Origin of the sequence: Thioclava sp. DLFJ4-1, from assembly GCF_002020145.1 — a bacterium.
Taxonomy (GTDB): Bacteria; Pseudomonadota; Alphaproteobacteria; order Rhodobacterales; family Rhodobacteraceae; genus Thioclava; species Thioclava sediminum.
The window spans coordinates 163,852-176,079 of record NZ_MPZT01000006.1 but is presented as its reverse complement, the minus strand read 5'-3'; the positions used below and the strand labels follow the sequence as shown (position 1 = coordinate 176,079).

Sequence of the window (12,228 nt, the reverse complement as noted above, 5' to 3'; positions counted from 1 at the left end):
CGCCCGCCTTTTGATCGATCAGTTGCTACCCAAGATGGATTGATCTTTCAGAACGCTCGGATCAATCCCGTCGGTCATCTTGTCGATTTTGGCTTCGCCCACAACAGCCTTTACGCGTTTTTGGACAGCCTCTTGGCGAATATCGCCTTCGAGCTTCTTGCGCACATCGGCCAGTTTCGGCGCGTCGACCATCTTCGTGCCGAGCAGCTTCACGACATGCCAGCCGTACTGGGTCTGGATCGGACCGGCGACTTCGCCGTCCTTCATGCCTGCAACCTCATCCGCGAAGGGCTTGACCATCGCGTCGAGCTTGAACCAGCCCAGATCGCCGCCATTCGCCGCCGCACCATCGGTCGAGTTCTTCTTCGCCAGTTCTGCGAAGTCGCCGCCGTTATCGATCTCTTTCTTGATCTTTTCGGCCTCTTCCTTGGTTTTCACGATGATATGGGCCGCGTGATATTCCTTGGTCGGCTCGGCCTTGGCGTATTTCGCGTCATAGGCTTTCTGCACGGCGTCGTCGGTCACGGCCTTGTCAGCGGTGTAGTTCAGCATCGCACCCGAGAGATACGCGCGCTTCTGCACTTCGAGAGCGATCTTGTCGCGCTGGGTGATGCGCTTCTCTTCGAGCTGGGCGAGCGCGGTCTGCTGGATCAGCTGCTCCAGGACGCCTTGGAACAGCTTGTCATCGGGCAGCTGCTGGTATTGCGCGGGCAGGCCGTCGCGTACCGTTTGCATCATGCCCAGCGTGATATCCTGACCGTTCACGGTGGCGACCACGGTGTCGGCGCTCAGGTCGGTGCGCGGCTTGGCGGCGGTTTCCGATTTCGCGGCATCCGCAGCGGCGGCAGGCACTTTCGCGTCATCGGCCTGTGCGATCCCGGCAGTCATTGCGCAGATCGCGACGCTCGCGAACAGTTTCGTCAGATTCGGCATCCTTGCCACTTCCTTTCTGCCGCGTCTCTAGGCGGCGTTGACAGTCTGGCAGCCGCCCCTTACATCGCCTAGGGCCTGTAAGAGCCATTTCGGCCTTGTTTCGCTAGCTCTTCTAGGCAAGCAAACCCTATGCGACAAGGCACAGGGAATAACGATCTGGTCAGCTACCCTCGGAGATTACATGCTCGGCATCGGAACACTCGCGAAGAAGGTCTTCGGCACGTCGAATGATCGTAAGGTGAAATCGGTGCGCCCGCTGGTGGCCAAGATCAACGCGCTGGAGGAGGAGTTCGCAGCCCTCTCCGACGAACAGATCATCGAGAAGACCCGCGACTTCCAGCACCGCGTGCAGGAAGACGGCGAGAGCCTCGACAAGATCCTGCCCGAAGCCTTCGCCAACTGTCGCGAAGCCGCGAAGCGTGCACTCGGCCTGCGGGCCTTCGACGTGCAGCTCGTCGGCGGCATCTTCCTGCATCAGGGCAATATCGCCGAGATGAAGACGGGCGAAGGGAAAACCCTCGTCGCGACCTTCCCGGCCTATCTGAATGCGCTCGCCGGCAAGGGCGTGCATGTCGTCACCGTGAACGACTACCTCGCACGGCGTGACGCGGAATGGATGAGCAAGGTCTATGGCGCGCTGGGTCTGACCACCGGCGTCGTCGTGCCCTTCCAGGCCGAGCCCGAGAAGAAGCAGGCCTACGCCGCCGACATCACCTATTCGACGAATAACGAGCTTGGCTTCGATTATTTGCGCGACAACATGAAGACGTCGGTCGACCAGATGATGCAGCGCGGCCATTTCTACGCGATCATCGACGAGGTCGACTCGATCCTGATCGACGAGGCACGCACGCCGCTGATCATCTCGGGCCCGTCCGACGACCGCTCGGAGCTGTATATCACGCTCGACAAGTTCATCCCGAGCCTGAGCGAAGAGCATTACACCATCGACGAGAAGGCCCGCACCGCGACCTTCACCGAAGAGGGCAACGACTTCCTCGAGAACCTCCTGCTGGAGGCGGGCGTGCTCCCCGAGGGTCAGTCGCTCTACGATCCGGAAAGCACGACCATCGTGCACCACGTCAACCAGGCCCTGCGCGCCCATAAGCTGTTCTTCAAGGATCAGAACTACGTCGTGCAATCGGGCGAGGTCGTGCTGATCGACGAATTCACCGGCCGCATGATGAAGGGCCGCCGCCTCTCGGAAGGTCTGCATCAGGCGATCGAAGCCAAGGAAGGCGTCGACATTCAGCCCGAGAACGTGACGCTGGCTTCGGTCACCTTCCAGAACTACTTCCGCCTCTACGACAAGCTCGGCGGCATGACCGGCACCGCGGCCACCGAGGCCGAGGAATTCGCCGAGATCTATTCGCTCGGCGTGGTCGAGATCCCGACCAACCGCCCGATCGCGCGGAAAGACGAACACGACCGCGTCTATCGCACCGCGCAGGAGAAATACGACGCCGTCGTCGAGGCGATCAAGAAAGCCAACGAGAAGGGCCAGCCGATGCTCGTCGGCACCACCTCGATCGAGAAGTCCGAGATGCTCTCGGACATGCTCAAGAAGGCTGGCATCAAGCACAACGTCCTGAACGCCCGCCAGCACGAGCAGGAAGCGACCATCGTCGCCGAGGCCGGTCGTCTGGGCGCGGTGACCATCGCGACCAACATGGCAGGCCGCGGCACCGACATTCAGCTTGGCGGCAACGTCGAGATGCGCGTGCAGGACGAACTCGCGGCGAATCCCGACGCCGATCCCGAAGAGGTTCGCAAACGGATCGACGCGGCGACCGCTGAGGAAAAAGCGAAAGTTCTGGAAGCGGGCGGCCTGTTCGTTCTCGCGACCGAGCGCCACGAAAGCCGCCGCATCGACAACCAGCTGCGCGGCCGTTCGGGCCGTCAGGGCGACCCGGGCCGCTCGCTGTTCTTCCTCTCGCTGGAAGACGACCTGATGCGGATCTTCGGCTCCGACAAGCTCGATTCGGTCTTGTCCAAGCTGGGCATGAAAGAGGGCGAAGCAATCGTCCACCCGTGGGTGAACAAGTCGCTCGAGCGCGCGCAGGCGAAGGTCGAGGGCCGCAACTTCGACATTCGTAAGCAGCTTCTGAAATTCGATGACGTGATGAACGACCAGCGGAAAGCGGTCTTCTCGCAGCGTCGCGAAATCATGGAAACCGAAGAGGTCGGCGAGATCACCCGCGACATGCGCGTTCAGGTGATCGAGGACCTCGTGGACCGCTTCATGCCGCCGAAATCCTATGCCGATCAATGGGATGTCGAAGGCATGCATCAAGAGGTGATCGAACAGCTGAACCTCGACGTGCCGCTTGCGGAATGGGCCGAGGAAGAGGGCGTCGATCAGGAAGTCGTCGCCGAGCGACTCGAGGAAGCGACTGATACGCTGATGGCCGAGAAGGCCGAGGCGTTCGGCGCCGACACGATGCAGATGATTGAAAAGCAGGTCCTGCTGCAGATCATCGACGCGAAATGGCGCGAGCATCTGGTCACGCTCGATCAGCTGCGCCAGACCATCGGTTTCCGCGGCTATGCGCAGCGCGATCCGCTGTCGGAATTCAAGACCGAGGGCTTCCAGCTGTTCGAGATCATGCTCGACAGCCTGCGCTCGGACGTGACGCAGCAGCTGGCCCGTATCCGTCCGCTCACCGAAGAAGAGCAGGCGCAGATGATGCAGGCGCAACAGCAGCAGCCCGCACCGACCGAAGCGTCGGCGGAAGCCCCGACCGAGGCGATGCCCGAGGTCGAGGTGGTGGGCGAGCCGCTTCCGGGATTCGACGAGACGAATCCGGCAACTTGGGGCGAGCCGTCGCGCAACGATCCTTGCCCCTGCGGGTCGGGCAAGAAGTTCAAGCATTGCCACGGGCAATTGGTTTGACACAACTCTGACGCGAATGTGGCAAAGTTGAGGCGGCTTCGGCCGCCTTTTCCATATCTTGTTGGAGTCATTGACTCTCTTGGCAGCTCCACCCCCCACGCCAGCCGCGTGAAGGGCGCGATTTCCCAATTCGCGCCGCAGCTTCGCCGCTTTCGGTCATTAGAAAATTATTAAGCAGTTTTCTAAGACAGACCCCAGTTCGAGGCGGCGATGCGCACCATTCGCAAGATATCCATGATCGGAGCGACGTTCCTGCTCGCCGCCGCGACCGGTCATGTGATGCAAAGCGTGGGTCCGCGTCCGCAACTCGGTGCGTCTTTGGTGGCGAGCTCGGTCAGTCGCGAGACTTGGAGAAATCGGGTCGAGCCGCGCGAGGAACCGCGGGTTCAGCTCATTTCGAAAACCGTTCTTCGCAATCCTCCCGTCTATCATTTCGCGACGGATTCCGGCGTCGGCATCGTGCCTGCGACGGTGCGCACATCCGGCGACCAGTTCACCTCTTCGCTTCCGCAACCGATGCCGTTGAAAACCGGCGCTGCCGATTGCGGGCACGCCGTCCTGTCGGTCACCCCCGCAGGCGATGGGCTGACCAAGCTGGAGCTGAATGCGCCGTGCCACCCCGATACGAAACTGACGATCCGCGATGCGTCGCTCTCGATCGCCGGGCAGACCGATAAGTCGGGGGCTTTCTCGGCTATTCTGCCTTTGCTCGCGCCGACGACGTCGCTGGAAGTCACCACCGGTGGATCGACGATCGCGCAGGTCGAGGCCGCGGCGTCGGGGCTCGATAAGATCAACCGCGCGATCTGGGTGACCGATGGACAAAGCCCGTTGCATCTGAACGCCTATGAGAACGGTGCGCAGTTCGACGATGCGGGCCATCTCGACGTGACTAAGCCGCGCACGCCGGACACCTCGCTGGGCGGCTATATGCAAAGCTTCACCTCCGCAGATGGCAAGCGCATCGAAATCTATACCGCTCCCAAGACGCTTACCGCGCTCAAGCTGCAACTCGAGGCGACGTTGTCCTCCGAAGATTGCGGCAAACCGGTCGGCGGCCGGTTGATGCGGATGCATGGCACCGGGACCGCAGCGATGCCGATCACCCTCGACCTACCCGCTTGCCCCTCCGATGGCGGCACGGTGGTTTTGCCGCTTGATGGGTTCGAATCTCAGGGCCTGACCGCTCAAAAGTAACCCTCCGACCGCAGGCTGATCTCGCAGTCCTTACCGAGGATCAGGTGATCGTGCAGCACGATGCCGAAGAGCTTCGCCGCCTCGTCGATCTGCCGTGTGAGGGCGATATCCGCCTCCGACGGGGTCGGGTCGCCCGAGGGGTGGTTGTGTACCAGAATCAGCGCTGAGGCATTGGCCTCCAGCGCGCGCTTCATCACCTCGCGCGGATAGACCGGCACGTGGTCGACCGTGCCGCGGCCCTGTTCCTCATCCGCAATCAGGGCGTTCTTCCGGTCCAGCAGCAGCAGGCGAAACTGCTCCGTCTCGGCATGGGACATCGCCATGTGACAGTAATCGACAAGCGCCTGCCACGAGCTGAGCACCGGCCGATGCATCACCTTCGAGCGTGCGAGCCTTTGCGCCGAGGCCTCTACCAGCTTCAACTCGATCACCACGGCCTCGCCCACGCCGGTCACTTGGCGCAGGCGGTGAGGCGGGGCAGAGACCACCCGCCCGAAATCGCCGAAGGTTTCGATCAGGCGACGGGCGAGAGGTTTGACGTCCTGCCGCGGGATCGCGCGAAACAGCACCAGTTCGAGCAGTTCGTAATCGGGCAGGGCCTGCGCGCCGCCTTCCATGAACCGCGTGCGCAGCCGTTGTCGATGATCGAACAGATAGGACGGCTTGGACGCGCCCGGCGGCGGACGGATCGCGGTGCCGCCGTTGAACAACGGCAGCGGAGGCTCCTGCATATGATGGGGCATCTGGTCCATGAAACAGACCATGAACGATTCGGATTGAAGAAAGCCTTAATCGATTGCGAGCCGGACAAGAAAAAAGGCGCCCGAAGGCGCCTTTTCCAAATGATCACTGGGTCATGCCATCCCAGAAGCTTTTGACTTTCTTGAAGAAACTCGCGCCTTCCGGGTTGTTCTCGGCTTCGATCCCCTGGAACTCCTTGAGGATTTCCTTCTGCCGTGCGGTCAGGTTCACCGGGGTTTCGACGGCCAGTTCGATGAACATGTCGCCGGCCCCGCCGCCGCGCAGCGCGGGCATCCCTTTGCCACGCAGGCGCATCTGCCGACCCGATTGGCTGCCGGCCGGGATTTTCACACGGCTTCGGCCGCCATCTATCGTCGGCACTTCGACCTCGCCCCCAAGGGCTGCGGTCGCCATGCTGACGGGCACGCGGCAATGCAGATCGGTGCCTTCGCGTTCGAAGATCGCGTGCGGCTGGACCTCGATGAAGATGTAGAGATCGCCCGACGGACCACCGCGCAGCCCCGCCTCGCCTTCGCCGGCGTGACGGATGCGGGTGCCGGTCTCGACCCCCGGAGGGATGTTGACCTGAAGCTGGCGATCGACCTCCACGCGGCCTGCACCATGGCAGACCTTGCAGGGGTTCTTCACCACCTGACCCTGGCCACCACAGGTCGGGCAGGTCCGCTCGACCGTGAAGAAGCCGTTCTGCGCGCGCACCTTGCCCAGACCCGAACAGGTCGGACAAGTCTGCGGCTCGGAGCCGCCTTCCGCACCGGAGCCGTTACACTCGGTACAGGCGGCCGAGCTCGGCACGTTGATCGTCTTGTGGGTGCCGCGATACGCCTCTTCGAGCGTGACGCGCATGTTGTAGCGCAGATCGGAGCCCCGCTGTGCGCGCGAACGCCCACCGCCGGGACCGGCTCTGCCGCCGCCCATGAAATCACCGAACAGGTCTTCGAAGACGTCGGAGAAGGCCGAGGCGAAGTCGCCCTGACCGCCCGCGCCGCCGTAGCCGCCGCCCGGACGCCCGCCGCCCATGCCGCCTTCGAACGCCGCGTGACCGAACCGGTCGTAAGCGGCTTTCTTCTCGGCGTCCTTGAGGACGTCATAAGCCTCGTTCACTTCCTTGAACTGGGCCTCGGCATCGGGATTGTCGGAATTGCGATCGGGATGAAGCTCTTTCGCCTTCTTGCGATAGGCTTTCTTGATCTCTTCGGCCGAGGCGCCTTTGGCAGTTCCCAGAACGTCGTAATAGTCGCGTTTTGCCATTGGTTACCCCCTTGGCGGAACGCAGGCGGGCCCGCCCTTAGAAAAGGCAGGCCCGCCCGACATTCCATGCGCAATTACTTGCGCTCGTCCTCGCCCAGATCTTCGAAGTCAGCGTCGACGATATCTTCATCGACATCGCGCGGGCTGTCTTCGTCGTTCGAGCTCTCGCCCTGACCGGCTTTCTCCTGCTCAGCCTTGTAGATGGCCTCGCCGAGTTTCATCGCCGCATCCGTCAGGTTCTGGATCGCGCCTTTGATCTTGCCGGCTTCCTCGGTCTTGAGGGCTTCCTCAAGCGCGTTGGCCGCCAGTTCGATCGCTTCGACGGTCGAGGCATCGACCTTGTCGCCGTGATCTTCAAGCGACTTGCGGGTCGAGTGCAGGAGCGATTCGCCCTGGTTCTTGGTTTCGACCAGTTCCTTGCGGGACTTGTCCGCGTCGGCATTCGCCTCGGCGTCCTGAACCATTTTCTCGATCTCGTCATCGGTCAAACCGCCGGACGCCTGGATCGTGATCTTCTGCTCCTTGCCGGTGCCCTTGTCCTTCGCCGAAACGGACACGATGCCGTTGGCGTCGATGTCGAAGGTCACTTCGATCTGCGGCATGCCGCGCGGGGCCGGCGGGATGTCCTCGAGGTTGAACATGCCGAGCATCTTGTTGTCGGCAGCCATCTCGCGCTCACCTTGGAAAACCCGGATCGTCACTGCGTTCTGGTTGTCTTCCGCGGTGGAGAACACCTGGCTCTTCTTCGTCGGGATCGTCGTGTTGCGATCGATCAGGCGGGTGAACACGCCACCCAGCGTCTCGATGCCGAGCGACAGCGGGGTCACGTCGAGCAGGACGACGTCTTTCACGTCACCTTGCAGAACGCCGGCCTGAATGGCCGCACCGAGCGCCACGACCTCATCCGGGTTCACACCCTTATGCGGCTCTTTGCCGAAGAAGCCGGTCACTTCCTCCACGACTTTCGGCATACGGGTCATACCGCCGACGAGCACGACTTCGTCGATCTCGTCCTTGGAGACGCCCGCATCCTTGAGCGCGGCGGCGCAGGGCTTCAGCGAAGCCTTGATGAGATCGCCCACGAGGCTTTCCAGCTTCGCACGGGTCAGCTTCATGACCATGTGCAGCGGCGTGCCGTCCTTGCCCATCGAGATGAAGGGCTGGTTGATCTCGGTCTGGCTCGAGCTCGACAGCTCGATCTTCGCTTTCTCGGCAGCTTCCTTCAGACGCTGCAGCGCCATCTTGTCCTTGGTCAGGTCGACGCCATGCTCTTTTTTGAACTCGTCAGCGAGGTAGTTGACGATGCGCATGTCGAAGTCTTCACCGCCGAGGAACGTGTCGCCGTTGGTCGATTTCACTTCGAAGAGACCGTCGTCGATCTCGAGGATGGTGATGTCGAAGGTACCGCCGCCAAGGTCATAGACCGCGATGGTTTTCGATTCTTTCTTGTCGAGGCCATAGGCCAGCGCAGCCGCGGTCGGCTCGTTGATGATGCGCAACACTTCGAGACCGGCGATCTTGCCGGCGTCTTTGGTGGCCTGACGCTGAGCGTCGTTGAAGTAGGCGGGCACGGTAATGACGGCCTGCGTGACTTCCTCACCCAGATAGCTCTCGGCGGTTTCCTTCATCTTCTGAAGAATCACGGCCGAAACCTGAGCCGGGGAGTACTTGTCGCCCTTCACTTCGACCCATGCGTCGCCATTGCCGCCGTCGACAATGTTGTAGGGGACGAGTTTCTTGTCCTTCTCGACTTCCGCATCGGTGGTGCGGCGACCGATCAGACGCTTAACAGCGAAAACGGTGTTCGAGGGGTTGGTGACCGCCTGACGTTTCGCCGGCTGGCCGACCAGACGTTCGTCGTCCGTATAGGCGACGATCGAGGGGGTGGTGCGCGCCCCTTCGGAGTTTTCAATCACTCGGGGCTGTGCGCCATCCATGATGGCGACGCAGGAGTTCGTAGTCCCGAGGTCGATACCAATGACTTTACCCATGATGTTACCTCTCTTGGCGATATGACGGGGAACGGGTCCATTCAGGCCCCCGGCCCCTATCCCTTGGGTTTCGGTTTCATGTTCTGCTATCTGGCGGTGTGAGCCGCCTTCGGCTTCGAAGCGTATATAAGGAGGGGAAAATCGGGCTGCAAGAAGGCTCCCCCGAGGAAGAGGGTGAGAAAATGACAGAAAATCCGAAACACGCAACATCTCGGCCCGATCCGCAGGAGATTCGCGGCTTCCGCCATTATCCCGGCTGGCTGGACCTCGACGAGCAGAAGGCGCTGATCGAGACGCTGCGCGGTGTCGTGGCGCAGGCGCCGCTATTCTCGCCGATGACACCCTACGGCAAGCCGATGTCGGTGCGCATGACGTCGGCCGGGCGGTTCGGCTGGATCTCCGACCGACGCGGCTACCGCTATTCGGAGACCCATCCCGACGGTCAGCCCTGGCCCGCAATTCCGCAGCCGATCCTCGATATCTGGGAGGCGGTCTCGGGCACGAGCCGCGCCCCCGAATGCTGTCTCATCAATTTCTACGGTGAAAGCGCGAAGATGGGCATGCATCAGGACCGCGACGAGCAGGATTTCGATCAGCCCGTGGTCTCGGTCTCGCTGGGCGATGACGGGCTGTTTCGCATCGGGAACAAGACGCGCGGTGGCAAGACCGAAAGCATCTGGCTGCACTCGGGCGATGTGATGGTGATGGGGGGCGAGGCGCGGCTGCTTTATCATGGCATCGACCGCGTGAAGCCCGGCACCTCGCCGCTGATGCCGAAGGGCGGGCGGATCAACCTGACGATGCGCGTCGTGACCTGACGCCTGTTCTGGCGGCATCTGCGGGAGCCTCCGGCGGGGATATTTTTGCCAAGAGGAAGGGGCTGGTCAGAAAGAGCCGCGCGGCAGCGGCGTCGTGCCCTTGTTATAGGGCGTCCAGTCCTCGACATCCGGGTAGTATTTCCGCCGCCACGCCCGCACGCGCGGGTTCATCCGGCGCCGCCAGAGCGGCGGGATCATCGCGAGCGCCGTCATGCCGGGATAGCCGAAGGGCAGCTGCGGGGCTTCCTCGGCATCGTAGGTCTGCAGGAGCGGGAAGCGGCGGTCGGGCTTGTAATGGTGATCCGAATGGCGCTGCAGGTTGATCAGCAGCCAGTTCGAGGCCGTGTGATCGGCGTTCCAGCTATGGCGGGGCAGGACATGCTCATAGCGCCCTTCGCCCTTGTATTGCCGGGTCAGGCCGTAATGCTCGACATAGTTGGTCAGCTCCAGTTGCCAGACCGCGAAGAGCGCCTGCAGCAGGAACAGGCCGAGCCCCATCCATCCGCCGAGGAGTGCCGCCACGATCAGCGCCAGCGCCTGCAATGCGCCGTAGCGCCAGAACGGGTTGGAGCGGTGCCAGACCGGGCGGCCCGCGCGGCTCAGTTTCAGTTTCTCGGCCTTCCAGGCGGAACGGGGGCATTCAAAAATCACCCGCCAGAAGAAGCGGTGAAACCCTTCGTTATAGCGCGCCGAGACCGCATCGCGCGGCGTGCCGACCCAGAGGTGATGGACCAGGAGATGCTCGGTCCGGAAATGGGAGTAGAGGACGCTCGCCAGCAGCAGATCGCCCAGCCAGCGCTCCAGCTGGCTTTTCTGATGTAGCAGCTCGTGGGCATAGACGATGCCGATCGTGCCCGATATCACGCCCACGCCGAACATCAGGGCGACGATCTCGAACCCATTTAGATGGGTCGTATGCGTCACCCACCAGATCGCGCCGAAGATCACGGCCGCCTGAATCGGGAACCAGACCAGCGTGATCGCGCGATACCAGAACAGCTCGGCTTCGGGCGTTTCGGTGTCGGGCTGATCCTCGTTGCGCCCCAGAAGCTGGTCGAGCACCGTCGTCAGCCACCACGCATAGGCGGGCAGCAAGATCAGGGTCCAACCGCCGAACCACGCCTCGATCCCCGCCAGCGGCACGGTGCCGAGAGACAGCCAGAAGGGCAGGGCGTGAGAGGGGCGGCGGATTTCGTCGCGGCTGGACATCGGAGCCTCGTGAGCGATGCGGGCGCGGTCATACTAGCCGAACGCTAACCCGATACAATCACTCGGGTTGCGGCCATTCGGCGCTTTGGGCGGCATCCCAGACTTTGCGCATCAGCGTGGGCAGATCGCTGGGCCGGAAATCGGCGCGCGAGGTCATGGCGTCGGTCTCGGTGCGGGTGACGTGGACCTGCAGGATCAGGTGGAAATGGGTGAAGGTATGGCGCACCTCGACCGGAGAGAGCGTCCAGTCGGCCTGCATCGGCGGGGCGGGTGTCGGCGCCTCGGACCAATCCGAGCCGGGAAAGCCCAGCGTGCCGCCCAGAAGCCCCTTGTCGGGGCGGCGCTCCAGCAGCACGTCGCCTTGGCCGTTCGTTACGACATAGGCGAAGCCACGGCGGGTGGGCTTTTCCTTTTTCGGAGCCTTGCGTGGGAGCGTCTCGGCGATCCCGGCAGCGCGGGCGGTGCAGGCATCAATGAGCGGGCAAATCCCGCAGGCCGGATTGCGTGGTGTGCAGATCGTCGCGCCCAGATCCATCATCGCCTGCGCGAAATCTCCGGGTCGGTCCTCGGGCGTGATCTGTGCCGTCAATTCGGTCAGCTCCGCCTTCGCGCCGGGCAGCGGCGTGTCGACCGAGAAAAGGCGCGAGACGACGCGCTCCACATTGCCGTCGACCACGGCGACCGGCTCGTCATAGGCGATGGCGGCGATCGCGGCGGAGGTGTAGGGGCCGATGCCGGGCAGCTTTTGCAGCTCTGCCGCCGTCTCGGGGAAGCGCCCGTCCAGCTCACCCGCCACGACACGCGCGCATTTCAGCAGGTTGCGGGCGCGGGCGTAATAGCCAAGCCCGGCCCATTCGGCCATCACGTCGCCATCCTCGGCTGCCGCGAGTGCACCCACATCGGGCCAGCGCTCGGTGAAGCGGCGGAAATAGTCCCGCACGGCGGCGACCGTGGTCTGCTGCAGCATCACTTCGGACAGCCAAACGCGATAGGGATCGGGCCGTTCGCCCTCTGCACGATCCGCAGGCGACACGCGCCACGGCATGACGCGGGCATGTGTATCGTACCAGGTGAGCAGGGTTTCGCCGATTGCCCCTTTACCGTCACGCAATGTTTATGCTCCCCTCTTGCCGACCGGTTGGCCCGGCCCGATGTGCTTCCTAGAATGGGATGGATC

The 12,228-nt window shown here is 62.7% G+C and carries 9 protein-coding genes; 3 read left to right on the top strand and 6 right to left on the bottom strand.

What is annotated here, in order from left to right; all coding sequences use genetic code 11:
* Nucleotides 1-18: 18 nt before the first annotated feature.
* Nucleotides 19-933 (bottom strand): peptidylprolyl isomerase, encoded by a 915-nt coding sequence (locus tag BMI85_RS18535; protein WP_078541602.1) that lies wholly within the window; start codon nt 931-933, stop codon nt 19-21.
* 181 nt (nt 934-1,114) lie between these two features.
* Here BMI85_RS18535 and secA point away from each other — a divergent pair, with 181 nt between their 5' ends.
* On the top strand, nt 1,115-3,826 hold the full coding sequence (secA, locus tag BMI85_RS18530) for a preprotein translocase subunit SecA (protein WP_078602336.1): 2,712 nt from the start codon (nt 1,115-1,117) through the stop codon (nt 3,824-3,826).
* A gap of 234 nt (nt 3,827-4,060) precedes the next feature.
* Nucleotides 4,061-5,023 carry a hypothetical protein gene (locus BMI85_RS18525; protein ID WP_143595174.1) on the top strand — a complete coding sequence of 321 codons (963 nt, stop codon included), beginning with the start codon at nt 4,061-4,063 and terminating at the stop codon, nt 5,021-5,023.
* Here the strand turns inward: BMI85_RS18525 and radC are convergent.
* From radC to dnaK, 3 genes are all read right to left on the bottom strand, one after another.
* On the bottom strand, nt 5,014-5,775 hold the full coding sequence (radC, locus tag BMI85_RS18520) for a DNA repair protein RadC (protein WP_078602507.1): 762 nt from the start codon (nt 5,773-5,775) through the stop codon (nt 5,014-5,016). The genes BMI85_RS18525 and radC overlap by 10 nt on opposite strands.
* A 94-nt stretch (nt 5,776-5,869) precedes the next feature.
* Complete coding sequence (gene dnaJ, locus BMI85_RS18515; protein WP_078570707.1) at nt 5,870-7,033, bottom strand: molecular chaperone DnaJ; 1,164 nt, start codon at nt 7,031-7,033, stop codon at nt 5,870-5,872.
* 74 nt (nt 7,034-7,107) lie between these two features.
* Nucleotides 7,108-9,024 (bottom strand): molecular chaperone DnaK, encoded by a 1,917-nt coding sequence (gene dnaK, locus BMI85_RS18510; protein WP_078550926.1) that lies wholly within the window; start codon nt 9,022-9,024, stop codon nt 7,108-7,110.
* 182 nt (nt 9,025-9,206) lie between these two features.
* On the opposite strand from dnaK, the gene BMI85_RS18505 reads away from it, so the two are divergent.
* Nucleotides 9,207-9,842: an alpha-ketoglutarate-dependent dioxygenase AlkB gene (locus BMI85_RS18505; protein ID WP_078602334.1), complete on the top strand. Its 636-nt coding sequence runs from the start codon at nt 9,207-9,209 to the stop codon at nt 9,840-9,842.
* Between the two features lie 66 nt (nt 9,843-9,908).
* Here BMI85_RS18505 and BMI85_RS18500 read toward each other — a convergent pair whose 3' ends face one another.
* Together BMI85_RS18500 and mutY are read right to left on the bottom strand one after the other, a co-directional pair.
* Nucleotides 9,909-11,051, bottom strand: a complete 1,143-nt coding sequence (locus tag BMI85_RS18500) for an alkane 1-monooxygenase (RefSeq protein WP_078602333.1) — start codon at nt 11,049-11,051, stop codon at nt 9,909-9,911.
* A 58-nt stretch (nt 11,052-11,109) separates the two neighbouring features.
* Nucleotides 11,110-12,162 carry an A/G-specific adenine glycosylase gene (gene mutY, locus BMI85_RS18495; protein ID WP_078602332.1) on the bottom strand — a complete coding sequence of 351 codons (1,053 nt, stop codon included), beginning with the start codon at nt 12,160-12,162 and terminating at the stop codon, nt 11,110-11,112.
* Between the last annotated feature and the right edge of the window lie 66 nt (nt 12,163-12,228).

Excerpts from the sequence above, each read along its gene's own strand:
- BMI85_RS18535 (WP_078541602.1), bottom strand. The coding sequence starts at position 933 with ATGCCGAATCTGACGAAACTGTTCGCGAGCGTCGCGATCTGCGCAATG.
- secA (WP_078602336.1), top strand. The coding sequence starts at position 1,115 with ATGCTCGGCATCGGAACACTCGCGAAGAAGGTCTTCGGCACGTCGAAT.
- BMI85_RS18525 (WP_143595174.1), top strand. The coding sequence starts at position 4,061 with ATGATCGGAGCGACGTTCCTGCTCGCCGCCGCGACCGGTCATGTGATG.
- radC (WP_078602507.1), bottom strand. The coding sequence starts at position 5,775 with ATGGACCAGATGCCCCATCATATGCAGGAGCCTCCGCTGCCGTTGTTC.
- dnaJ (WP_078570707.1), bottom strand. The coding sequence starts at position 7,033 with ATGGCAAAACGCGACTATTACGACGTTCTGGGAACTGCCAAAGGCGCC.
- dnaK (WP_078550926.1), bottom strand. The coding sequence starts at position 9,024 with ATGGGTAAAGTCATTGGTATCGACCTCGGGACTACGAACTCCTGCGTC.
- BMI85_RS18505 (WP_078602334.1), top strand. The coding sequence starts at position 9,207 with ATGACAGAAAATCCGAAACACGCAACATCTCGGCCCGATCCGCAGGAG.
- BMI85_RS18500 (WP_078602333.1), bottom strand. The coding sequence starts at position 11,051 with ATGTCCAGCCGCGACGAAATCCGCCGCCCCTCTCACGCCCTGCCCTTC.